This window comes from Pseudomonas sp. Pseusp16 (genome assembly GCF_047324915.1).
GTDB lineage: Bacteria > Pseudomonadota > Gammaproteobacteria > Pseudomonadales > Pseudomonadaceae > Aquipseudomonas > Aquipseudomonas fluorescens_CD.
The window spans coordinates 5,763,657-5,785,716 of the sequence record NZ_CP168522.1; the positions used below are offsets into that span (position 1 = coordinate 5,763,657).

General features: G+C 56.1%; 33 protein-coding genes. 32 read left to right on the top strand and 1 reads right to left on the bottom strand.

Annotated features, from left to right (window positions below; translation table 11 throughout):
- Positions 1 to 28: 28 nt before the first annotated feature.
- The 31 genes from tuf (at position 29) to bfr (ending at position 17,386) form a co-directional block, all read left to right on the top strand.
- The gene (tuf, locus tag ACEN8Q_RS26100; protein ID WP_008018195.1) at positions 29 to 1,222 is read left to right on the top strand and encodes an elongation factor Tu; all 1,194 of its coding nucleotides are present in this window, start codon (positions 29 to 31) and stop codon (positions 1,220 to 1,222) included.
- A 158-nt stretch (positions 1,223 to 1,380) separates the two neighbouring features.
- Positions 1,381 to 1,692, top strand: a complete 312-nt coding sequence (gene rpsJ / locus ACEN8Q_RS26105; protein ID WP_003186070.1) for a 30S ribosomal protein S10 — start codon at positions 1,381 to 1,383, stop codon at positions 1,690 to 1,692.
- 80 nt (positions 1,693 to 1,772) lie between these two features.
- Positions 1,773 to 2,408, top strand: coding sequence for a 50S ribosomal protein L3 (gene rplC / locus ACEN8Q_RS26110; RefSeq protein ID WP_007955641.1), 636 nt, complete (start codon positions 1,773 to 1,775; stop codon positions 2,406 to 2,408).
- Positions 2,409 to 2,420: 12 nt separating this feature from the next.
- Positions 2,421 to 3,023 (top strand): 50S ribosomal protein L4, encoded by a 603-nt coding sequence (gene rplD, locus ACEN8Q_RS26115; protein ID WP_003228735.1) that lies wholly within the window; start codon positions 2,421 to 2,423, stop codon positions 3,021 to 3,023.
- Complete coding sequence (rplW, locus tag ACEN8Q_RS26120; RefSeq protein ID WP_002555488.1) at positions 3,020 to 3,319, top strand: 50S ribosomal protein L23; 300 nt, start codon at positions 3,020 to 3,022, stop codon at positions 3,317 to 3,319. The genes rplD and rplW overlap by 4 nt, the downstream gene beginning before the upstream one ends.
- 14 nt (positions 3,320 to 3,333) lie before the next feature.
- Positions 3,334 to 4,158, top strand: a complete 825-nt coding sequence (gene rplB, locus ACEN8Q_RS26125) for a 50S ribosomal protein L2 (protein ID WP_008018194.1) — start codon at positions 3,334 to 3,336, stop codon at positions 4,156 to 4,158.
- Between the two features lie 16 nt (positions 4,159 to 4,174).
- On the top strand, positions 4,175 to 4,450 hold the full coding sequence (gene rpsS, locus ACEN8Q_RS26130) for a 30S ribosomal protein S19 (RefSeq protein WP_002555486.1): 276 nt from the start codon (positions 4,175 to 4,177) through the stop codon (positions 4,448 to 4,450).
- 11 nt (positions 4,451 to 4,461) lie between these two features.
- A complete protein-coding gene (gene rplV / locus ACEN8Q_RS26135) occupies positions 4,462 to 4,794 on the top strand; it encodes a 50S ribosomal protein L22 (RefSeq protein ID WP_003103908.1) in 333 nt (110 codons plus the stop codon).
- A 13-nt stretch (positions 4,795 to 4,807) separates the two neighbouring features.
- Positions 4,808 to 5,494, top strand: a complete 687-nt coding sequence (rpsC, locus tag ACEN8Q_RS26140) for a 30S ribosomal protein S3 (RefSeq protein WP_007970424.1) — start codon at positions 4,808 to 4,810, stop codon at positions 5,492 to 5,494.
- A 12-nt stretch (positions 5,495 to 5,506) separates the two neighbouring features.
- On the top strand, positions 5,507 to 5,920 hold the full coding sequence (rplP, locus tag ACEN8Q_RS26145) for a 50S ribosomal protein L16 (RefSeq protein WP_003228729.1): 414 nt from the start codon (positions 5,507 to 5,509) through the stop codon (positions 5,918 to 5,920).
- Positions 5,920 to 6,111: a 50S ribosomal protein L29 gene (gene rpmC / locus ACEN8Q_RS26150; protein ID WP_002555481.1), complete on the top strand. Its 192-nt coding sequence runs from the start codon at positions 5,920 to 5,922 to the stop codon at positions 6,109 to 6,111. Before rplP ends, rpmC begins: the two co-directional genes overlap by 1 nt.
- 2 nt (positions 6,112 to 6,113) lie before the next feature.
- On the top strand, positions 6,114 to 6,380 hold the full coding sequence (rpsQ, locus tag ACEN8Q_RS26155) for a 30S ribosomal protein S17 (protein WP_003176419.1): 267 nt from the start codon (positions 6,114 to 6,116) through the stop codon (positions 6,378 to 6,380).
- A gap of 23 nt (positions 6,381 to 6,403) precedes the next feature.
- Positions 6,404 to 6,772 carry a 50S ribosomal protein L14 gene (gene rplN / locus ACEN8Q_RS26160; RefSeq protein WP_002555479.1) on the top strand — a complete coding sequence of 123 codons (369 nt, stop codon included), beginning with the start codon at positions 6,404 to 6,406 and terminating at the stop codon, positions 6,770 to 6,772.
- Positions 6,773 to 6,783: 11 nt separating this feature from the next.
- On the top strand, positions 6,784 to 7,098 hold the full coding sequence (gene rplX, locus ACEN8Q_RS26165) for a 50S ribosomal protein L24 (RefSeq protein WP_003176416.1): 315 nt from the start codon (positions 6,784 to 6,786) through the stop codon (positions 7,096 to 7,098).
- Positions 7,099 to 7,120: 22 nt separating this feature from the next.
- On the top strand, positions 7,121 to 7,660 hold the full coding sequence (rplE, locus tag ACEN8Q_RS26170; RefSeq protein ID WP_003210069.1) for a 50S ribosomal protein L5: 540 nt from the start codon (positions 7,121 to 7,123) through the stop codon (positions 7,658 to 7,660).
- 13 nt (positions 7,661 to 7,673) lie between these two features.
- Positions 7,674 to 7,979 carry a 30S ribosomal protein S14 gene (rpsN, locus tag ACEN8Q_RS26175; protein ID WP_003176414.1) on the top strand — a complete coding sequence of 102 codons (306 nt, stop codon included), beginning with the start codon at positions 7,674 to 7,676 and terminating at the stop codon, positions 7,977 to 7,979.
- Between the two features lie 209 nt (positions 7,980 to 8,188).
- Entirely contained in the window at positions 8,189 to 8,581 is a 393-nt protein-coding gene (rpsH, locus tag ACEN8Q_RS26180; RefSeq protein WP_003186040.1) for a 30S ribosomal protein S8, read from the top strand.
- Positions 8,582 to 8,593: 12 nt separating this feature from the next.
- On the top strand, positions 8,594 to 9,127 hold the full coding sequence (gene rplF, locus ACEN8Q_RS26185) for a 50S ribosomal protein L6 (protein ID WP_003176412.1): 534 nt from the start codon (positions 8,594 to 8,596) through the stop codon (positions 9,125 to 9,127).
- Between the two features lie 10 nt (positions 9,128 to 9,137).
- Positions 9,138 to 9,488, top strand: coding sequence for a 50S ribosomal protein L18 (rplR, locus tag ACEN8Q_RS26190; protein ID WP_003186037.1), 351 nt, complete (start codon positions 9,138 to 9,140; stop codon positions 9,486 to 9,488).
- A gap of 3 nt (positions 9,489 to 9,491) precedes the next feature.
- A complete protein-coding gene (gene rpsE / locus ACEN8Q_RS26195; protein WP_003186035.1) occupies positions 9,492 to 9,992 on the top strand; it encodes a 30S ribosomal protein S5 in 501 nt (166 codons plus the stop codon).
- A gap of 2 nt (positions 9,993 to 9,994) precedes the next feature.
- Positions 9,995 to 10,171, top strand: a complete 177-nt coding sequence (rpmD, locus tag ACEN8Q_RS26200; protein WP_003176408.1) for a 50S ribosomal protein L30 — start codon at positions 9,995 to 9,997, stop codon at positions 10,169 to 10,171.
- A gap of 3 nt (positions 10,172 to 10,174) precedes the next feature.
- Positions 10,175 to 10,612, top strand: a complete 438-nt coding sequence (rplO, locus tag ACEN8Q_RS26205) for a 50S ribosomal protein L15 (protein WP_003228720.1) — start codon at positions 10,175 to 10,177, stop codon at positions 10,610 to 10,612.
- Positions 10,613 to 11,941 (top strand): preprotein translocase subunit SecY, encoded by a 1,329-nt coding sequence (gene secY / locus ACEN8Q_RS26210; protein WP_003228718.1) that lies wholly within the window; start codon positions 10,613 to 10,615, stop codon positions 11,939 to 11,941.
- Between the two features lie 24 nt (positions 11,942 to 11,965).
- A complete protein-coding gene (rpmJ, locus tag ACEN8Q_RS26215; protein WP_002555468.1) occupies positions 11,966 to 12,082 on the top strand; it encodes a 50S ribosomal protein L36 in 117 nt (38 codons plus the stop codon).
- A gap of 130 nt (positions 12,083 to 12,212) precedes the next feature.
- Positions 12,213 to 12,569 carry a 30S ribosomal protein S13 gene (rpsM, locus tag ACEN8Q_RS26220; RefSeq protein WP_009045849.1) on the top strand — a complete coding sequence of 119 codons (357 nt, stop codon included), beginning with the start codon at positions 12,213 to 12,215 and terminating at the stop codon, positions 12,567 to 12,569.
- Between the two features lie 30 nt (positions 12,570 to 12,599).
- Positions 12,600 to 12,989 carry a 30S ribosomal protein S11 gene (gene rpsK, locus ACEN8Q_RS26225; protein ID WP_002555466.1) on the top strand — a complete coding sequence of 130 codons (390 nt, stop codon included), beginning with the start codon at positions 12,600 to 12,602 and terminating at the stop codon, positions 12,987 to 12,989.
- A gap of 18 nt (positions 12,990 to 13,007) precedes the next feature.
- Positions 13,008 to 13,628, top strand: coding sequence for a 30S ribosomal protein S4 (rpsD, locus tag ACEN8Q_RS26230; RefSeq protein ID WP_003176404.1), 621 nt, complete (start codon positions 13,008 to 13,010; stop codon positions 13,626 to 13,628).
- Between the two features lie 22 nt (positions 13,629 to 13,650).
- Positions 13,651 to 14,652, top strand: a complete 1,002-nt coding sequence (locus tag ACEN8Q_RS26235; RefSeq protein ID WP_007970428.1) for a DNA-directed RNA polymerase subunit alpha — start codon at positions 13,651 to 13,653, stop codon at positions 14,650 to 14,652.
- A 42-nt stretch (positions 14,653 to 14,694) separates the two neighbouring features.
- Complete coding sequence (rplQ, locus tag ACEN8Q_RS26240; RefSeq protein WP_007970429.1) at positions 14,695 to 15,081, top strand: 50S ribosomal protein L17; 387 nt, start codon at positions 14,695 to 14,697, stop codon at positions 15,079 to 15,081.
- A gap of 237 nt (positions 15,082 to 15,318) precedes the next feature.
- Positions 15,319 to 16,773: a catalase gene (locus tag ACEN8Q_RS26245; protein WP_413426431.1), complete on the top strand. Its 1,455-nt coding sequence runs from the start codon at positions 15,319 to 15,321 to the stop codon at positions 16,771 to 16,773.
- A gap of 148 nt (positions 16,774 to 16,921) precedes the next feature.
- Positions 16,922 to 17,386, top strand: coding sequence for a bacterioferritin (bfr, locus tag ACEN8Q_RS26250; protein WP_007970123.1), 465 nt, complete (start codon positions 16,922 to 16,924; stop codon positions 17,384 to 17,386).
- A 247-nt stretch (positions 17,387 to 17,633) separates the two neighbouring features.
- Here the strand turns inward: bfr and uvrA are convergent, their stop codons facing one another.
- Positions 17,634 to 20,468: an excinuclease ABC subunit UvrA gene (gene uvrA / locus ACEN8Q_RS26255; protein ID WP_413703934.1), complete on the bottom strand. Its 2,835-nt coding sequence runs from the start codon at positions 20,466 to 20,468 to the stop codon at positions 17,634 to 17,636.
- 191 nt (positions 20,469 to 20,659) lie between these two features.
- Here uvrA and ACEN8Q_RS26260 point away from each other — a divergent pair, with 191 nt between their 5' ends.
- Positions 20,660 to 22,057: an MFS transporter gene (locus tag ACEN8Q_RS26260; protein ID WP_413426435.1), complete on the top strand. Its 1,398-nt coding sequence runs from the start codon at positions 20,660 to 20,662 to the stop codon at positions 22,055 to 22,057.
- Positions 22,058 to 22,060: the final 3 nt, after the last annotated feature.

The window sequence follows — 22,060 nt, forward strand, 5'->3', positions numbered from 1 at the left end:
CAGTCCTTTAGGCAAGGAGTTAATTGTCGTGGCTAAAGAAAAATTTGATCGTTCCCTACCGCACGTCAACGTTGGCACCATCGGTCACGTTGACCACGGTAAAACCACTCTGACCGCAGCTCTGACTCGCGTCTGCTCCGAAGTTTTCGGTTCGGCCGTAGTTGAATTCGATAAAATCGACAGCGCGCCAGAAGAAAAAGCTCGCGGTATCACCATCAACACCGCGCACGTCGAGTACAACTCGAACATTCGTCACTACGCTCACGTTGACTGCCCAGGTCACGCTGACTACGTGAAGAACATGATCACCGGTGCTGCCCAGATGGACGGCGCGATCCTGGTTTGCTCGGCCGCTGATGGTCCGATGCCACAAACCCGTGAGCACATCCTGCTGTCCCGTCAGGTAGGCGTTCCGTACATCGTGGTCTTCCTGAACAAGGCTGACCTGGTAGACGACGCTGAGCTGCTGGAACTGGTTGAGATGGAAGTTCGCGACCTGCTGTCCACCTACGACTTCCCAGGCGACGACACTCCGATCATCATCGGTTCGGCTCGTATGGCTCTGGAAGGCAAAGACGATAACGAAATGGGCACCAGCGCTGTTCGCAAGCTGGTTGAAACTCTGGATACCTACATCCCAGAGCCAGAGCGTGCTATCGACAAGCCATTCCTGATGCCAATCGAAGACGTATTCTCGATCTCGGGTCGTGGTACTGTTGTGACTGGTCGTATCGAGCGCGGTATCGTTCGCGTTCAAGATGCACTGGAAATCGTTGGTCTGCGTGACACCACCACCACCACCTGCACCGGTGTTGAAATGTTCCGCAAGCTGCTCGACGAAGGTCGTGCTGGCGAGAACTGCGGCGTTCTGCTGCGTGGTACCAAGCGTGACGACGTTGAGCGTGGCCAGGTTCTGGTTAAGCCAGGTTCGGTTAAGCCGCACACCAAGTTCACCGCAGAAGTTTACGTTCTGAGCAAGGAAGAAGGCGGCCGTCACACTCCGTTCTTCAAAGGCTACCGTCCACAGTTCTACTTCCGTACTACTGACGTGACTGGTAACTGCGAGCTGCCAGAAGGCGTTGAAATGGTAATGCCAGGTGACAACATTCAGATGACTGTTACCCTGATCAAAACCATCGCGATGGAAGACGGTCTGCGTTTCGCTATCCGTGAAGGCGGTCGTACCGTCGGCGCTGGCGTCGTAGCCAAAATCATCGAGTAAGCTTCTCTTTTGAGATAGCTTCGATGCTTTGAAAAAGCCCCCGCTCAGCGGGGGCTTTTTTATTGGGTTGACACCTATCTGGGGCGTCTATAGAATTGCGCCTCCTTTTAACGGGCGTATTGCGCTCGGTGGGAATAGCAGCCGGAGTCTGAAATCCAATGCAAAATCAGCAAATCCGTATCAGGTTGAAGGCTTTCGACCATCGCCTGATCGACCAATCCACCCAGGAAATCGTGGAAACCGCGAAACGTACTGGTGCTCAAGTGCGTGGTCCAATTCCACTGCCTACCCGTAAAGAGCGGTTCACCGTTCTGGTCTCCCCGCACGTCAACAAAGACGCGCGTGACCAGTACGAGATCCGTACTCATAAGCGCGTTCTGGACATCGTCCAGCCAACGGATAAAACCGTTGATGCTCTTATGAAGCTTGATCTTGCGGCCGGTGTGGAAGTGCAGATCAGCCTCGGCTAAGACTCGGTCTTAGTCGTGTAACGCTCTGAAATGGGCGGCCATAGCGGGTGAAAGCCCCGTACACTCATGAGGTTTACAACATGACTATTGGTGTAGTCGGTCGTAAAGCGGGTATGACCCGTATTTTCACCGAAGAAGGTGTCTCCATTCCGGTCACGGTCATTGAGATCGAGCCGAATCGCGTCACCCAGTTCAAAACTGAAGAAACCGATGGCTATCGTGCAGTGCAAGTCACTGTCGGCGAGCGTCGTGCTTCGCGTGTAACAGCAGCTCAGGCTGGTCACTTCGCTAAAGCGAACGTTGCCGCTGGTCGTACCGTAATGGAATTCCGCCTTGAAGAAGGCGAGTACCAGGCCGGCGATCTGATCAACGCTGAAATCTTCGCCGCTGGTCAACTGGTTGATGTAACCGGTCAGTCCAAGGGTAAAGGCTTCCAGGGTACGATCAAGCGTTGGAATTTCCGCGGGCAAGATAACACCCACGGTAACTCCGTATCCCACCGCGTTCCAGGCTCTATCGGCCAGTGCCAGACTCCTGGTCGTGTATTCAAGGGCAAAAAAATGTCCGGTCATATGGGCGCTGAGCGCGTGACCGTGCAGTCCCTCGAAGTAGTGCGCGTGGACGCTGAACGCAATCTGTTGTTGGTCAAGGGCGCTGTTCCTGGCGCTACTGGCGGCAACTTGGTTGTACGTCCAGCAGCCAAGGCTCGCGGTTAAGGGGAAGCTGACATGCAATTAAATGTAAATGACGCTCAAGCGATCGAAGTTTCCGAACTGACATTTGGCGGCGAATTCAACGAGACGCTGGTTCACCAAGCAGTCGTGGCCTACATGGCCGGCGGCCGTCAAGGTAGCAAGCAGCAAAAGACCCGTTCCGACGTTCGTGGTGGCGGCAAGCGCCCATGGCGTCAGAAAGGTACTGGCCGCGCTCGTGCCGGTACTATCCGTAGCCCAATCTGGCGTGGCGGCGGTACCACTTTCGCAGCTCGTCCTCAGGATCACTCCCAGAAGCTGAACAAGAAGATGTACCGCGCAGCAATGCGTTCCATCCTTGCTGAGCTGGTGCGTACTGATCGTCTGGTCGTGGTTCAGGATTTCGCCGTTGAAACGCCGAAAACCAAAGACCTGCTGGGCAAGCTGAACAACATGAGCCTGACCGACGTTCTGATCGTGTCGGACGCTGTTGATCAGAACCTGTACCTGGCTGCTCGTAACCTGCCACACGTAGATGTACGTGACGTGCAAGGTTCCGATCCAGTTAGTCTGATCGCATACGACAAGGTGTTGATCACCGTGTCGGCCGTGAAGAAATTCGAGGAGCTGCTGGGATGAACCAGGAACGCGTATTTAAAGTTCTGCTTGGCCCGCACGTTTCCGAGAAGGCTACGGTTCTGGCAGACAAGAAAGGCCAGTTCGTTTTCAAGGTTGCTACCGATGCAACCAAGCTGGAAATCAAGAAGGCCGTCGAAAGCCTGTTCAGCGTGAAAGTAGAGCGTGTTACTACCCTGAATGTTCTGGGTAAGAGCAAGCGCACTGCTCGCGGTCTGGGCAAGCGTAATGACTGGAAGAAGGCAGTTATCTCCCTTCAGCCAGGCCAAGATCTCGATTTCAGCAGCAGTGCTGAGTAAGGAAGGGGTGCATCATGGCAATCGTTAAATGCAAACCGACTTCCCCTGGCCGCCGTTTTGTGGTCAAGGTGGTCAACCAGGAGCTGCATAAAGGCGCTCCTCACGCACCGCTGCTCGAGAAGAAATCGAAGACTGGTGGTCGTAACAACAATGGCCGTATTACCACTCGTCACATCGGTGGTGGTCATAAGCAGCATTACCGTATGGTCGATTTCCGTCGCAACGACAAAGATGGCATCGTCGCCACTGTCGAGCGTATCGAATACGATCCAAACCGTACTGCTCACATCGCACTGCTCTGCTACGCAGACGGCGAGCGCCGCTACATCATCGCCCCTAAAGGCGTGAGTGCTGGCGACACGCTGATCGCAGGTGCCCTGGCTCCAATCAAGCCAGGCAACGCTCTGCAACTGCGCAACATTCCAGTCGGTTCTACCGTACACGGCATCGAACTGAAGCCAGGTAAAGGCGCACAGATCGCTCGTTCCGCTGGTGCTTCGGCTCAGCTGATCGCTCGTGAAGGTGTGTACGTTACCCTGCGTCTGCGTTCCGGTGAAATGCGTAAAGTCCTGGCTGAATGCCGTGCGACCCTGGGCGAAGTCTCGAACTCCGAGCACAGCCTGCGTTCGCTGGGTAAAGCTGGTGCCAAACGCTGGCGTGGCGTTCGCCCAACCGTTCGTGGTGTTGCCATGAACCCGGTTGACCACCCACATGGTGGTGGTGAAGGTCGTACCTCTGGTGGTCGTCATCCGGTATCGCCATGGGGCTTCCCGACTAAGGGCGCGAAGACTCGTGGTAATAAGCGTACCGACAAAATGATCGTCCGTCGTCGCAAGTAAATAGAGGGATACGACAGTGCCACGTTCTCTGAAAAAAGGTCCTTTTATCGATCTTCACCTACTGAAGAAGATCGAAGTGGCGGCGGAAAAGAACGATCGCAAACCGGTGAAAACCTGGTCGCGTCGTTCGATGATCCTGCCACAAATGGTCGGTCTGACCATCGCAGTACACAACGGTCGTCAGCACGTCCCAGTTCTTGTGAACGAAGACATGGTCGGCCACAAACTGGGCGAGTTCGCCGGTACCCGCACTTATCGCGGGCACGTGGCAGACAAGAAAGCCAAGCGTTAAGGGGTTAGGAAATGGAAGTAGCCGCTAAGTTGTCGGGCGCTCGAATCTCCGCCCAGAAAGCCCGCTTGGTCGCCGACCAGATCCGCGGGAAGAAGGTGGGCGAAGCGCTCAACCTGTTGGCTTTCAGCAGTAAGAAAGCCGCCGAGATCATGAAGAAAGTGCTGGAGTCGGCCGTAGCCAACGCCGAGCATAACGAAGGCGCAGACGTTGATGACCTGAAGGTCAGCACTGTTTTCGTCAACGAAGGGCGTTCGCTGAAGCGCATCATGCCACGTGCCAAAGGCCGTGCTGATCGCATCGTCAAGCGGTCTTGCCATATCACTGTCAAGGTTGCTGACAAGTAACGGAGTCGAAGAGATGGGTCAGAAAGTACATCCCATTGGCATTCGCCTGGGAATCGTCAAGGAGCACACCTCCGTCTGGTACGCAGACGGTCGGACTTATGCGGACTATTTGCTCGCAGATCTGAATGTGCGTGAGTACCTCCAAGACAAACTAAAAAGCGCGTCCGTAAGCCGTATCGATATCCATCGTCCGGCCCAAACTGCACGCATCACCATCCACACCGCTCGTCCAGGTATCGTTATCGGGAAGAAAGGTGAAGATGTTGAGAAACTGCGTCAGGACCTGACCAAGCAAATGGGTGTGCCTGTGCACATCAATATCGAAGAGATCCGCAAGCCGGAGCTCGACGGTATGCTGGTTGCGCAGAGCGTAGCTCAGCAGCTGGAGCGTCGCGTAATGTTCCGTCGCGCTATGAAGCGCGCTGTACAGAACGCCATGCGCATTGGTGCCAAAGGCATCAAAATCCAAGTGAGCGGTCGTCTCGGCGGTGCTGAAATCGCACGTACTGAATGGTATCGCGAAGGTCGTGTGCCATTGCACACCCTGCGTGCCGACATCGACTATGCCAACTACGAAGCTCACACCACTTACGGTGTGATCGGTGTAAAGGTTTGGATCTTCAAAGGCGAAGTAATTGGTGGTCGCCAAGAAGAACTGAAACCACAAGCACCAGCGCCTCGTAAAAAAGCTGCTAAGTAAGGGGTACGCCAAATGTTGCAACCAAAGCGTACGAAGTTCCGCAAGCAAATGACTGGTCACAACCGTGGCCTGGCATTGCGCGGTAGCAAAGTCAGCTTCGGCGAGTTCGCGCTGAAGTCTGTTGCTCGTGGTCGTCTCACCGCTCGTCAGATCGAGTCAGCGCGTCGTGCTCTGACCCGTCACGTAAAACGTGGCGGCAAGATCTGGATCCGTGTATTCCCGGACAAGCCGATCTCCAAAAAACCTCTCGAGGTTCGGATGGGTAAAGGTAAGGGTAACGTGGAATACTGGGTAGCCCAGATTCAGCCAGGCAAAGTCCTGTATGAAATCGAGGGTGTTTCTGAAGAGCTGGCGCGTGAGGCTTTCGCCCTGGCTGCTGCAAAGCTGCCGCTCGCCACCTCCTTTGTTAAACGGACGGTGATGTGATGAAAGCGAATGAACTTCGTGAAAAATCCGCACAGCAGCTGAACGAGCAACTGCTCGGCTTGCTGCGCGACCAGTTCAATCTGCGTATGCAGAAAGCAACTGGCCAGTTGGGGCAGTCTCATCTGCTCTCGCAAGTTAAGCGTGACATCGCTCGCGTGAAGACTGTGCTCAACCAGCAGGCAGGTAAGTGATCATGGCTGAAGCCGAAAAGACTGTCCGTACGCTGACTGGCCGTGTTGTCAGCGACAAGATGGACAAAACCATCACCGTTCTGATCGAGCGTCGCGTTAAGCACCCGATCTACGGTAAATACGTTAAGCGTTCGACTAAGCTGCACGCGCACGACGAAACCAATCAGTGCCACATCGGCGACAAAGTCACTATTCGTGAAACTCGTCCTTTGGCCAAGACCAAGTCTTGGGCGCTGGTTGATGTTCTCGAACGCGCTGTGGAAGTCTAAGGACTAGGGGTCGGAGAAATTATATGATTCAGACTCAATCCATGCTCGATGTGGCCGATAACAGCGGCGCTCGCCGCGTTATGTGCATCAAGGTGCTGGGTGGCTCCCATCGTCGTTACGCTGGTATCGGTGACATCATCAAAGTTACCGTCAAGGAAGCAATTCCTCGCGGTAAAGTGAAAAAAGGCCAAGTGATGACTGCTGTTGTAGTCCGCACTCGTCACGGCGTACGTCGTGCTGATGGCTCCATTATCCGCTTTGATGGCAACGCTGCTGTTCTTCTGAACAACAAGCAAGAGCCGATCGGCACCCGTATCTTTGGGCCAGTGACCCGTGAACTTCGTACTGAGAAGTTCATGAAGATCGTCTCGCTCGCCCCAGAAGTGCTGTAAGGAGATCCGACATGCAAAAGATTCGTCGTGACGACGAGATCATCGTGATCGCCGGCAAAGACAAAGGTAAGCGCGGTAAGGTGCTTAAGGTTCTCGCTAACAACCGTTTGGTTATTGGTGGTCTGAACCTGGTCAAGCGTCATACCAAGCCTAACCCGATGTCGGGCGTGCAGGGCGGTATCGTCGAAAAAGAAGCTCCACTGGATGCTTCTAACGTCGCCATTTTCAACGGCGAAACCAACAAGGCTGACCGCGTTGGTTTCAAAGTAGAAGACGGCAAGAAAATTCGTGTCTTCAAGTCGACCCAAAAAGCGGTTGATGCTTGAACACTGCTAGGTAGATGAGACCATGGCACGACTAAAAGAGATTTACCGGAAGGAAATTGCTCCGAAACTTAAGGAAGAACTTAAGCTTTCGAACGTGATGGAAGTTCCGCGCGTTACCAAAATCACCCTGAACATGGGTCTTGGCGAAGCGATCGGCGACAAAAAAGTCATCGAGCACGCTGTTGCCGACCTGGAAAAGATCACCGGCCAGAAAGTCGTTGTGACCTACGCTCGCAAATCCATCGCTGGCTTTAAAGTCCGTGAAGGTTGGCCGATCGGCGTCAAAGTGACCCTGCGCCGTGAGCGTATGTACGAGTTCCTGGATCGTCTGCTGTCGATCTCCCTGCCTCGGGTTCGCGACTTCCGCGGCCTGAATGCCAAGTCCTTCGATGGTCGTGGCAACTACAGCATGGGCGTGAAAGAGCAGATCATCTTCCCGGAAATCGACTACGACAAGATCGATGCTCTCCGCGGTCTGGACATCACCCTGACCACCACTGCCAAGAACGATGATGAAGGCCGCGCTCTGCTGCGTGCATTCAAATTCCCGTTCCGCAACTGATTGGAGTAGGACCATGGCCAAGATGAGCATGAAAAACCGCGAGCTGAAGCGTCAGCTCACGGTTGCCAAGTACGCCAAGAAGCGTGCAGCACTGAAAGCTATCATCGTTGATCTGAACGCAAGTCCAGAAGCGCGTTGGGAAGCTACAGTTGCTCTGCAGAAGCAGCCACGTGACGCAAGCGCTTCGCGCATGCGTAACCGCTGCCGCCTGACCGGTCGTCCACACGGCGTTTACCGCAAGTTCGGCCTCGGCCGTAACAAACTGCGTGAAGCGGCAATGCGTGGTGACGTACCGGGTCTGGTTAAAGCCAGCTGGTAAGTACTGTCAAAGTCTCGGTGTCCAGGGTCGCAAGATCCTGACCACCGGTGGCCTTGAATCTGGATCAAGCCCCTTTTGGGGCTTGATTCATTTCTGGGGTGTGTCTAGAATACCCGGCTCGCCTGAGCCCGTGTTTTTCATGCCCGGAGATTCTCGGCGACACGTAATAGCCGCAAGGCTAATTTTTTTGTATTAGGAGCGTCTAGCCCATGAGTATGCAGGACCCGTTAGCGGACATGCTAACTCGTATCCGTAATGCCCAGATGGCTGAAAAGTCCGTCGTAAGCATGCCATCTTCCACGTTGAAGGTAGCTGTTGCCAAAGTCCTGAAGGACGAAGGTTACATTGCGGGTTATCAGATCAGCAGCGAAATCAAGCCACTGCTGTCCATCGAGCTGAAGTACTTCGAAGGCCGTCCGGTTATCGAAGAAGTGAAGCGCGTTAGCCGTCCAGGCCTGCGTCAGTACAAGTCCGTCGATGATCTGCCAAAAGTTCGTGGCGGTCTCGGTGTGTCTATCGTCTCCACCAACAAGGGTGTGATGACTGATCGTGCTGCGCGCGCTGCCGGTGTCGGCGGCGAAGTTCTTTGCACTGTGTTCTAAGGGGGGATAAGCATGTCTCGCGTCGCTAAGAACCCCGTTAAGCTGCCAGCCGGTGTCGAAGTAAAATTCGCAGGCCAACAGCTTTCGGTGAAGGGTGCCAAGGGCACTCTCGAACTGAACATCCATTCGTCCGTTGAGATCGTTGAAGAAGCTGGTGAGCTGCGTTTCGCTGCTCGCAATGGCGATCAACAGACTCGCGCAATGGCTGGTACCACTCGTGCGTTGGTAAACAACATGGTCCAAGGCGTAAGCCAAGGCTTCGAGCGCAAGCTCCAGCTGGTCGGTGTTGGTTACAAAGCGCAAGCAAAAGGCACAGTGCTGAACCTGGCTCTTGGCTTCTCGCACCCAGTGGATTACGAACTGCCGGAAGGCATCACCGCTGAGACTCCTAGCCAGACCGATATCCTGATCAAGGGCATCGACAAGCAGCTGGTAGGTCAAGTGGCCGCCGAGATCCGCGACTTCCGTCCACCAGAGCCGTACAAAGGCAAAGGTGTGCGCTACGCGGACGAAGTCGTCCGTCGTAAAGAAGCCAAGAAGAAGTAGGGCATAGCAAATGACCGACAAAAAAGTTACTCGACTGCGTCGCGCTCGCAAAGCACGCCTGAAAATGCACGAACTCGAAGTCGTGCGTCTCTGCGTGTTCCGCTCTTCGCAGCACATCTACGCCCAGGTCATTTCGGCCGACGGCAACAAAGTCCTGGCAAGCGCCTCGACTTTGGATAAAGAACTGCGTGATGGTGCCACCGGCAACATCGACGCGGCCACTAAGGTTGGCCAGCTGGTCGCTACGCGTGCTAAGGCCGCTGGCGTCTCGCAGGTGGCTTTCGACCGCTCTGGCTTCAAGTACCACGGCCGCGTTAAAGCGCTGGCTGATGCTGCTCGTGAAGCTGGGCTGGAGTTCTAAGTTATGTCAAATAACGACCAAAAGCGCGACGAAGGCTACATCGAGAAGCTGGTTCAAGTTAACCGCGTAGCCAAAACCGTTAAAGGCGGCCGTATCTTCACTTTCACCGCGTTGACCGTGGTTGGTGATGGTAAAGGCCGTGTTGGCTTCGGCCGTGGCAAGTCGCGTGAAGTGCCTGCTGCGATCCAGAAGGCAATGGAAGCTGCTCGCCGCAACATGATCCAGGTTGATCTGAACGGCACCACTCTGCAGTACGCAATGAAGTCCGCTCACGGCGCTTCGAAGGTGTACATGCAGCCTGCTTCTGAAGGTACCGGTATCATCGCTGGCGGCGCTATGCGTGCTGTCCTCGAAGTTGCTGGCGTTCAGAACGTTCTGGCCAAGTGCTACGGCTCGACTAACCCGGTAAACGTGGTTCACGCCACTTTCAAGGGTTTGAAAGCAATGCAGTCTCCTGAATCCATTGCCGCCAAGCGTGGCAAAAGCGTCAAGGAGATCTTCTGATCATGGCTACCGTAAAAGTTACGCTGATCAAAAGCATGACCGGCCGCATCCCTAACCACAAACTGTGCGTTAAGGGTCTGGGTCTGCGTCGCATCGGTCACACTGTAGAAGTCCAGGATACTCCCGAGAATCGCGGGATGATCAACAAGGCTTACTACATGCTGCGTGTCGAGGGTTAATCGATGAAACTCAATGATCTGAGTCCAGCGCCGGGTTCCCGTCGCGAAAAGCATCGTCCGGGCCGTGGTATCGGTAGCGGTTTGGGTAAGACTGGTGGCCGTGGTCACAAAGGTCAGACCTCTCGCTCCGGTGGCACCATTGCTCCAGGCTTTGAAGGCGGTCAACAGCCGCTGCATCGTCGCCTGCCGAAGTTCGGTTTCGTTTCCCTGAAAGCCATGGACCGCGCAGAAGTGCGTCTGTCCGAGCTGGCCAAAGTGGAAGGCGACATCGTCACCGTGCAGTCCCTGAAAGATGCCAACGTGATCAACGTCAACGTACAGCGTGTGAAAATCATGCTGTCCGGTGAAGTGACTCGCGCTGTCACTATCGGCAAGGGAATCGGCGCCACCAAAGGTGCGCGTGCGGCTATCGAAGCAGCTGGCGGCAAGTTCGAGGAATAAATGGCTAAGCAAGGTGCTCTCTCTGCGCTCGGCAAAGGCGGTATGTCTGAACTCTGGGCTCGTCTGCGTTTTCTGTTCCTGGCGATTATCGTCTACCGAATAGGCGCACACATCCCGGTTCCAGGTATCAACCCGGACCGACTCGCGGACCTGTTTCGACAGAATGAGGGGACCATTCTTAGCTTGTTCAACATGTTTTCCGGCGGCGCGCTGGAACGGATGAGCATCTTTGCACTGGGGATCATGCCGTACATCTCGGCATCGATCATCATGCAACTGATGACCGCCGTCAGCCCGCAGCTGGAGCAGTTGAAGAAGGAAGGTGAAGCTGGCCGTCGCAAGATCAGCCAGTACACCCGCTACGGCACTGTCGTCCTAGCTCTCGTCCAGGCCATTGGCATGTCCATTGGTCTGGCGGGGCAGGGCGTTGCGTTCACTGGTGACTTTGGCTTCCATTTCGTCGCGGTATCCACGTTTGTGGCTGGTGCGATGTTCATGATGTGGCTGGGTGAGCAGATTACTGAGCGTGGTGTTGGCAACGGTATCTCGATGTTGATTTTTTCGGGTATCGTCGCCGGTCTTCCGAGAGCGATCGGGCAGTCTTTCGAGTCTGCGCGTCAGGGTGATATCAACATCTTTGCCCTGGTTGCCATCGGTTTGCTGGCAGTAGCGATTATCGGTTTCGTGGTGTTCATTGAGCGTGGTCAGCGTCGTATCGCTGTTCACTACGCCAAGCGTCAGCAGGGCCGCAAGGTCTTTGCCGCGCAGACTAGCCACTTGCCGCTGAAGGTGAACATGGCCGGTGTTATTCCGGCTATTTTCGCGAGCAGCATTTTGCTGTTCCCGGCTTCGTTGGGTGCCTGGTTCGGTCAGTCTGAAGGTATGGGCTGGTTGCAGGACATCTCGCAGTCGATCGCTCCTGGTCAGCCGTTGAATATTCTGCTGTTTAGTGCAGGGATTATTTTCTTCTGCTTCTTCTATACGGCGTTGATGTTCAATCCGAAAGACGTAGCGGAAAACCTGAAGAAGTCCGGTGCCTTTATTCCGGGCATCCGTCCAGGTGAGCAGTCTGCGCGCTACATTGATGGCGTTCTGACTCGCTTGACCATGTTCGGTGCTCTTTACATGACGGCCGTCTGCCTGTTGCCCCAGTTCCTGGTGGTTGCAGCCAACGTACCGTTCTACCTTGGCGGGACCTCGTTGCTGATCGTGGTCGTGGTTGTGATGGACTTCATGTCCCAAGTACAATCGCACCTCGTTTCGCACCAGTACGAATCCCTGATGAAGAAAGCCAACCTGAAGGGTTACGGCAGCGGCATGCTGCGCTGACCCATAAGGTTCGAGGAGTTGGTGATGAAAGTTCGTGCATCGGTGAAAAAGCTGTGCCGTAACTGCAAGATTATTCGCCGCGAAGGTGTTGTTCGAGTAATTTGCAGCGCGGAACCGCGTCACAAACAGCGCCAAGGCTGAGTGTGATTGTGCTTCAAGCCCGGCAGCTAGTGCGCTGCCGGGTTGATTATTTGTTATTACAGCGATATTATCTCGCGCCCTATTTCTTGGCTTCCGGGGCGTAGGTAGCTGTCAATTGGAGTCCCACTGAATGGCCCGTATTGCAGGCGTTAACATTCCAGATAACAAGCATACTGTTATCTCGCTGACCTACATCTATGGTGTTGGTCGCACTACTGCACAGAAAATTTGTGCAGAGACTGGGGTAAACCCAGCCGCAAAGATCAAGGATCTGAGCGACGAGCAAATTGAACAGCTGCGTGGCGAAGTGGCGAAGTTCACCACTGAAGGTGACCTGCGTCGCGAAATCAACATGAAAATCAAGCGCTTGATGGACCTCGGTTGCTATCGCGGTCTGCGTCATCGTCGTGGTCTGCCAGTACGCGGTCAGCGTACCAAGACCAACGCGCGTACCCGTAAAGGTCCGCGTAAGCCGATCCGCAAGTAATCGCCCCAGCGAATCGACAGGAATTTAATCATGGCAAAACCTGCTGCTCGTCCTCGTAAAAAAGTTAAAAAGACAGTGGTTGATGGCATCGCCCACATCCATGCATCTTTTAACAACACCATCGTGACCATCACCGACCGTCAAGGTAACGCTCTTTCCTGGGCTACCTCCGGTGGTTCGGGTTTCCGCGGTTCCCGCAAGTCCACCCCGTTCGCTGCTCAGGTAGCTGCTGAACGTGCTGGTCAAGCTGCGCTGGAATACGGCCTGAAAAACCTCGACGTCAACGTCAAAGGTCCAGGTCCAGGTCGTGAATCCGCAGTCCGCGCTTTGAACGGCTGTGGCTACAAGATCGCCAGCATCACCGACGTGACGCCAATCCCGCACAACGGGTGCCGTCCGCCGAAGAAGCGCCGCGTGTAATCCAGGAGATTGTAAAGAATGGCTCGTTACATTGGTCCAAAATGCAAACTCGCTCGTCGCGAAGGCACCGATCTCTTCCTGAAGAGCGGCGTGCGCGCGATCGAATCGAAGTGCAACATTGAAGCAGCACCTGGTATCCACGGCCAACGCCGCGGTCGCCAGTCCGACTACGGCACCCAACTGCGTGAAAAGCAGAAGGTCCGTCGTATCTACGGCGTTCTCGAGCGTCAATTCAGCGGCTACTACAAAGAAGCTGCTGGCAAGAAAGGTGCAACTGGTGAAAACCTGCTGCAACTGCTCGAATGCCGTCTGGACAACGTTGTATACCGTATGGGCTTTGGTTCGACTCGTGCCGAATCCCGTCAGCTGGTATCGCACAAGTCGATCAGCGTAAACGGTCAGACCGTTAACGTTCCGTCCTACCAGGTTCGTGCTGGTGACGTGGTTGCAGTTCGCGAGAAAGCAAAAAACCAACTTCGCATTGTCCAAGCTCTCGATCTGTGTGCCCAACGTGGCCGCGTAGAATGGGTAGAAGTAGACACTGAGAAGAAGTCGGGCGTTTTCAAGAACGTTCCAGCTCGCAGTGATCTGTCCGCCGACATCAACGAAAGCCTGATTGTCGAGCTCTACTCCAAGTAAGGGCTAGAAAATAGGTGCATCCATGCAGATTTCGGTAAATGAGTTCCTGACACCCCGCCACATTGATGTGCAGGTTGTCAGTCCAACCCGCGCCAAGATCACTCTCGAGCCTCTCGAGCGTGGCTTTGGCCACACCCTGGGCAACGCGCTGCGCCGCATCCTGTTGTCCTCAATGCCCGGCTGTGCAGTAGTCGAGGCCGAGATTGACGGTGTGCTCCACGAGTACAGCGCCATCGAAGGTGTACAGGAAGACGTAATTGAAATCCTGTTGAACCTTAAAGGTCTGGCTATCAAGCTGCACGGCCGTGACGAAGTTACGCTGACCTTGTCGAAGAAGGGTTCGGGGGTGGTTACCGCTGCCGATATTCAGCTGGATCATGATGTCGAGATCGTTAACCCCGATCACGTAATCGCTAACCTGGCGTCTAACGGCGCCCTGAACATGAAGCTCGTAGTAGCTCGTGGTCGTGGTTATGAACCGGCAGACTCGCGTCAGAGCGATGAAGACGAAAGCCGCAGCATCGGTCGCTTGCAGCTTGACTCTTCGTTCAGCCCGGTTCGCCGTATCGCATACGTGGTGGAAAACGCCCGTGTCGAGCAGCGTACTAACCTGGACAAGCTGGTTATTGATCTGGAAACCAACGGTACCCTGGATCCTGAAGAGGCGATTCGCCGTGCTGCAACCATCCTGCAACAGCAGTTGGCTGCGTTCGTCGACCTCAAGGGTGACAGTGAGCCAGTGGTTGTCGAGCAGGAAGACGAGATCGATCCGATCCTGCTTCGCCCGGTTGACGATCTGGAACTGACTGTACGTTCGGCTAACTGCCTTAAGGCGGAAAACATTTACTACATCGGTGACCTGATTCAGCGTACCGAAGTGGAACTGTTGAAGACTCCGAACCTGGGCAAGAAATCCTTGACTGAAATCAAGGACGTTCTGGCCTCCCGCGGTCTGTCCCTCGGCATGCGCCTCGACAACTGGCCGCCTGCAAGTCTTAAGAAGGACGACAAGGCGACTGCCTGATCGTCGTAATCACCGAACGTAGTGTTTGGTAAGGAATGAACCATGCGTCATCGTAAAAGTGGTCGTCACCTGAGCCGCACCAGCTCGCACCGCAAGGCCATGTTCCAAAACATGGCGGTGTCGCTGTTCGAGCACGAGCTGATCAAAACTACTCTGCCAAAAGCCAAAGAACTGCGCCGCGTTGCCGAGCCGCTGATCACTCTGGCCAAGACAGACAGCGTTGCTAACCGTCGTCTGGCTTTCGACCGTACTCGTTCGAAAGCTATCGTTGGTAAGCTCTTCAACGACCTGGGCAAGCGTTACGCTACCCGTGAGGGTGGCTACCTGCGCATCCTCAAGTGCGGTTTCCGCGCTGGCGACAACGCGCCTATGGCGTACGTCGAGTTGGTTGATCGTGCTACTGCCGGCGAAGCTGTATCTGCCGAGTAAGACGTCAGTCTGAAACAAAGAACCGGGCCTAGTGCCCGGTTTTTTGTGCCTGTAAGAAATGCATCGTTTGTACAAGCGTCTCCTTCGTTCACATCGTCATGATGTGATGGGGATGATCATTAGTTTTTCTCTATCGATGTCTGCAGGTTAATGAATTTGTAGCTGTCATATTGATGATCAATACTCCCTCTCAGCCGATAGCCGGCAGTTCAAGACCGACAGAGGAAGGAAGATCGCATGAGCCAGAACACAACGCTAACCACCGCCAGCGGCGCTCCTGTTGCCGATAACCAGAATTCCCGTTCCGCCGGCCCTCGGGGCCCGCTGCTGCTCGACGACTTTCACCTGATCGAGAAGCTTGCCCATTTTAACCGTGAAAACATCCCTGAGCGCCGTGTGCACGCCAAAGGCTCGGGGGCTTACGGTACGTTCACCGTGACGCGCGATATCACTCAATACACCAGTGCCAGGTTGTTTGACGCAGTCGGCAAGCAGACCCCCACGTTCCTGCGGTTTTCCACCGTAGGTGGTGAGCGTGGTTCGGCCGATACCGAGCGCGATCCGCGCGGGTTTGCCTTGAAGTTTTACACCGAGGAAGGCAACTGGGACATCGTCGGCAACAACACACCAGTATTCTTCATTCGCGATCCACTGAAGTTTCCAGACTTTATCCACACCCAGAAGCGCTTGCCGCAAAGCAACCTGAAGAGCGCCCAGATGATGTGGGACTTCTGGTCGCATTCGCCTGAGGCGCTGCACCAGGTCACCATCCTGTTCTCCGACCGGGGTATTCCTGACGGGTATCGTCACATGCACGGCTTTGGCAGCCACACTTACAGCCTTATCAACGCTCAAGGTGAGCGTCACTGGGTTAAGTGGCACTACAAGACCAAACAGGGGATCAAGAACCTGGCTCCGGCCGAGGCTGCGCGCCTGGCGGGTACTGATCCGGATTACGCCCAGCGCGACTTGTTCAATGCCATCGAGCGCGGTGACTTTCCAAAATGGAGCGTGTGCATTCAGATCATGAGTGAGGCTCAGGCGGCGGCGCACTACGAGAATCCGTTTGATGTCACCAAGACCTGGTCGCAGAAAGAGTTTCCACTGATTGAAGTCGGAGAGCTGGAGCTCAATCGCAATCCGCAGAACTACTTCGCGGAAGTCGAGCAAGCGGCGTTCGGTCCTAGCAATATGGTTCCAGGGGTTGGTCTCTCGCCGGATCGCATGTTGCAAGGTCGGGTGTTCGCCTACGCGGATGCTCACCGCTACCGCGTCGGTACCAACCACCAGCAACTGCCGGTGAACGCGCCTCGCAGCCCGGTCAATACTTACCAGCGCGACGGTTCGATGGCCTTTGGAGGTAACGGGGGCGCAGCGCCGAACTACGAGCCAAACAGCTACGTCGAGTCACCGAAGCAGGCGCCTCGTTACGCAGAGCCCGCGTTGGCCCTCAGTGGTGCCGCCGATCGTTACGACCACCGTGAAGATACTGATTACTACAGTCACGCCGGCGCGTTGTTCCGCTTGATGTCTGAAGAGCAGAAATCATTGCTGGTCAGTAACATCGCCGGTGCGATGGCGGGAGTGTCGAGTGATGTGGTTGATCGCCAGTTGCAGCATTTCTTCAAGGCCGACCCGGCGTATGGAGAAGCAATCGCAAAGCTGCTCAACGTACAGCTTAACGAAGTCTAAATGAGAAGCAGAACCGCCCTTGTTTGGGCGGTTTTTGCGTTATTTCAGCTGGTTTTCTCAGAATATCTTCGCTTTTATTGCGGCTTTCGGGTGACGATATGGGGATGTTGGTTCAAACTACAACTTTCAAGCAGGGAGATGTAGGGCGATGCAAGGCCACCCGGATGTGATCGATTACCTCAACACGTTGCTGACCGGCGAACTGGCCGCGCGTGATCAATATTTCGTCCACTCGCGGATGTATGAGGACTGGGGTTTCACCAAGCTCTACGAACGAATCAACCACGAGATGGAAGAAGAAGCAGGGCACGCCGATGCCCTGATGCGCCGGATTCTGATGCTCGAAGGCACGCCGCGCATGCGTCCGGACGATCTCGATGTCGGCACCACGGTGACCGAGATGCTCGAAGCGGATTTGCGCCTGGAATACAAGGTCCGTGCCGCGCTGTGCAAAGGCATCAAGCTATGCGAGCAGCACAAGGACTATGTCAGCCGCGAAATGCTACGGGTTCAATTGCATGACACTGAAGAAGATCACACCTATTGGCTCGAAAAGCAGTTGGGGCTGATCAAGCTGATCGGGCTCGAGAACTACCTGCAGTCCCACGCCTGATTCAGCAGAAACGAAAAAGCCCCTGTCATTGATGAAATGACAGGGGCTTTTTCATGGTGTCCGATCACGCTCCAACAGCGGCTTGTGTAGGAGCGAGCTTGCTCGCGATGAATCTGAAGGCGCCGCAGTTATCCAAAATACCTGCGTTATCGTTCACGACCATCGCGAGCAAGCTCGCTCCTACACAGCAGCAACAAAAAAGCCCCTGTCATTGATGAAATGACAGGGGCTTTTTCATGGCGCCCGGTCAAGCCCGATCACGCTCCAGCAGCGGCTTGAGGTAATAACCGGTATGGGATTGCGTCATCTCTGACACTTCCTCCGGCGTGCCGACGGCAATGATCTGCCCGCCCTTGGAACCGCCTTCCGGTCCCAGGTCCACCAGCCAGTCAGCGGTCTTGATCACGTCCAGGTTGTGTTCGATCACCACCACGGTGTTGCCGTGGTCGCGCAGGCGATGCAACACGTCCAGCAGTTGTTGGATGTCCGCGAAGTGCAGCCCGGTGGTCGGTTCATCGAGGATGTACAGGGTCTTGCCGGTATCGCGTTTGGAAAGCTCGCGGGAGAGTTTCACCCGCTGGGCTTCACCACCGGAGAGCGTGGTCGCCGATTGCCCCAGCTTGATGTACGACAGGCCGACGTCCATCAATGTTTGCAGCTTGCGCGCCAGGGCCGGTACGGCATCGAAGAACTCCCGTGCTTCCTCGATGGTCATCTCGAGGGTTTCGTGGATGCTCTTGCCCTTGTACTTGATCTCCAGGGTTTCTCGGTTGTAGCGCTTGCTCTTGCACACGTCGCACGGCACGTAGATGTCCGGCAGGAAGTGCATCTCCACCTTGATCAGGCCGTCGCCCTGGCAGGCTTCGCAACGCCCGCCCTTGACGTTGAAGGAGAAGCGCCCCGGCCCGTAGCCGCGGGAGCGGGATTCCGGCACGCCAGCGAACAATTCGCGGATCGGTGTAAACAACCCGGTGTAGGTCGCCGGGTTGGAGCGAGGTGTGCGACCGATCGGGCTCTGGTCGATGTCGACGACCTTGTCCAGGTGCTCAAGGCCCTTGATGCTGTCGTGGGCGGCCGCTTCAAGGGTAGTGGCGCCATTCAGCGTTGTAGCGCTCAAAGGGAACAGCGTGTTGTTGATCAGTGTCGACTTGCCTGAGCCGGATACGCCGGTCACACAGGTCAGCAGGCCAATCGGAATCTCCAGATCGACATTGCGCAGGTTGTTGCCGCGCGCGCCCTTGAGCGACAGCGTCAGCTTCTTGTTGCGCGGCGTGCGTTTGGCCGGGACTTTGATCTTCACCCGGCCCGACAGGTATTTGCCCGTCAGCGAGTCCGGATGCGCCATGACCTCGGCCGGTGTGCCTTCGGCGACGATATGCCCGCCGTGCACGCCAGCGCCCGGGCCGATGTCCACCACGTAGTCGGCCAGGCGAATGGCGTCTTCGTCGTGCTCGACCACGATCACCGTGTTGCCGATATCGCGCAGGTGCTTGAGGGTGCCCAGCAAACGGTCGTTATCGCGCTGATGCAGGCCGATGGAGGGTTCGTCGAGGATGTACAGAACGCCCACCAAGCCGGCGCCAATCTGGCTGGCCAGACGGATACGCTGGGCCTCGCCACCGGACAAGGTGTCCGCACTGCGATCCAGCGACAGATAATCGAGGCCGACGTTGACCAGGAACTGCAGGCGCTCGCGGATTTCCTTGAGGATCTTGTCGGCAATCTCGCCACGTCGGCCGGTGAGCTTGAGCCCGCCAAAATAATCGGACGCATCGCCTATCGGCAGGTTGGTCACCGCCGGCAGGGTTTTCTCGCCGACCCACACGTGCCGCGCCTCACGCCGCAGGCGGGTGCCGCGGCAGTCCGGGCAGGCTTGGGTGCTGAGGAACTTGGCCAGCTCTTCACGTACCGACGCCGATTCGGTCTCGCGGTAGCGTCGCTCCAGGTTCGGCACGATGCCTTCGAACGGATGCGAGCGTTTGACGATATCCCCACGGTCGTTCAGGTATTTGAAGTCGACGTTTTGCGAGCCGCTGCCATGCAGGATGAATTTCTGCTGATCGGCAGGGAGTTCGTTGAACGGAACCTCAAGACTGAATTTGTAGTGGGAAGCCAGCGAGCCGAGCATCTGGAAGTAATAGACATTACGCCGATCCCAGCCACGAATCGCCCCTTCGGCCAGGGTCAGCTCGCCATTGACCAGGCGCTTGATGTCGAAGAACTGCTTGACCCCTAGACCATCGCAGGTCGGGCAAGCGCCGGCCGGGTTGTTGAAGGAGAACAGCTTGGGTTCCAGTTCGCTGATCGCGTGGCCGCAGATCGGGCAGGCGAAGCGTGCGGAGAAGATCATCTCTTCACCCGGTTCGTCATCCATCGGTGCCACCAGGGCGATGCCGTCTGCCAGCTTCAGCGCGGTCTCGAAGGATTCGGCCAGGCGTTGTTGCAGGTCGGCGCGAACCTTGAAGCGGTCGACCACGACATCGATGGAATGTTTTTTCTGCTTGTCGAGCTTGGGTGCTTCGTCCAGCTCGTAAAGCTTGCCGTTGATCCGGGCACGGACGAACCCTTGGGCGCGCAGTTCTTCGAAAACCGACAGGTGCTCGCCCTTGCGCTCGCGGATAACCGGAGCCAGCAGCATCAGCTTGCTGCCCTCCGGTTCGGCGAGGACCAGGTCGACCATCTGGCTGACGGTCTGCGCTTCCAGCGGGATGTCGTGATCCGGGCAGCGCGGAATACCCACGCGTGCATACAGCAGGCGCAGGTAGTCGTAGATTTCGGTAATGGTGCCGACCGTCGAACGCGGGTTGTGCGAGGTGGATTTCTGTTCGATGGAGATCGCCGGCGACAGGCCTTCGATGGTGTCGACGTCAGGCTTTTCCATCATCGACAGAAATTGCCGGGCATAGGCCGACAGCGATTCGACGTAGCGGCGCTGACCTTCGGCGTACAGGGTGTCGAAAGCCAGGGACGACTTGCCGGAGCCGGACAGGCCGGTGATGACAATCAGCTTGTCCCGTGGCAGGGTCAGGTCGATGTTCTTCAGGTTGTGGGTTCGAGCCCCACGAATCAGGATCTTGTCCAAGGTGGCCTCGCTCGGCGGGCGTCGAAAACGTAGGAGTATACGGCCAAATACTGGATGGATGCACACTATCAAACGAGAGGGTTACTGTCTTACATGAAGACTGTGTCAGCAATGCGCGTCAAAGCGTCGCGATATACCCTGCCAATCGATGGGACTGGTAGAATCGCCGCCGGTTCACATGAGGTTTTTCCATGCACGATCCCCACAGCGAGCGCATGAGTGGCGGTGAGACCCGCGCAGCAAGCGGTCTGGCCCTGGTGTTCGCCTTCCGTATGCTTGGCATGTTCATGGTGTTGCCGGTACTGGCGACCTATGGGATGGATCTGGCCGGGGCAACGCCGGCCCTGATTGGCTTGGCGATTGGCGCTTATGGCCTGACCCAGGCCATTTTCCAGATTCCGTTCGGATTCATTTCCGACCGCATCGGTCGACGCCCGGTGATTTACCTGGGGTTGATCGTCTTTGCCCTCGGTAGCCTGCTAGCAGCCAATGCCGATTCGATCTGGGGTGTGATCGCCGGGCGAATCCTGCAGGGCGCCGGGGCGATTTCGGCGGCGGTCATGGCCTTGCTGTCCGACCTGACCCGCGAGCAGCACCGGACCAAGGCCATGGCCATGATCGGCATGACCATCGGCCTGTCGTTTGCGGTGGCCATGGTGGTCGGTCCGCTGTTGACCCGTGCCTTCGGGCTGTCCGGGCTGTTCCTTGCCACCGGTGGCATGGCGCTCTTCGGCATTGTGATCGTGATGTTCATGGTGCCGCGCTCCACCCACCCGTTGCAGCATCGAGAGTCCGGTGTCGCGCGCCAGGCGCTGATCCCGACGCTCAAGCACCCGGACCTGCTGCGTCTGGACCTGGGCATTTTTGTGTTGCACGCGATGTTGATGTCCAGCTTCGTCGCCTTGCCGCTGGCACTGGTCGAGAAGGCCGGGCTGCCCAAGGAGCAGCACTGGTGGGTGTACCTGACTGCGCTGCTGATTTCTTTCTTCGCCATGATCCCGTTCATTATTTACGGCGAAAAGAAACGCAAAATGAAACGAGTTTTACTCGGTGCCGTCGTGACACTGATGCTCACCGAGCTATTCTTCTGGCAGTTCGGCGACAGCTTGCGGGCTCTGGTGATCGGTACAGTGGTGTTCTTCACCGCGTTCAATCTGCTGGAGGCTTCGTTGCCGTCGCTGATCAGCAAGGTTTCACCGGCAGGTGGCAAAGGCACGGCGATGGGGGTTTATTCCACCAGCCAGTTTCTCGGATCGGCACTGGGCGGGATACTCGGCGGCTGGTTGTTCCAGCACGGCGGTTTGTCGGTTGTGTTCCTCGGATGCGCCGGTCTGGCTGCCCTCTGGCTGGCCTTTGCTGTTACCATGCGTGAACCTCCCTACGTGACAAGCCTGCGCTTGCCGTTGTCGCCCGAGGCGATCCGCGAAGCGGGTCTGGTCGAGCGCCTGAAGGCTGTCGTAGGGGTAACAGATGCAGTGATAGTCGCTGATGAGGCGGCCATTTACATCAAATTGGACACCGAACTATTGGATCGCACCACCCTTGAAAGCCTGGTGAACAACCCGGCCGGGGCAGCGTGCGTAGCCTAGGAG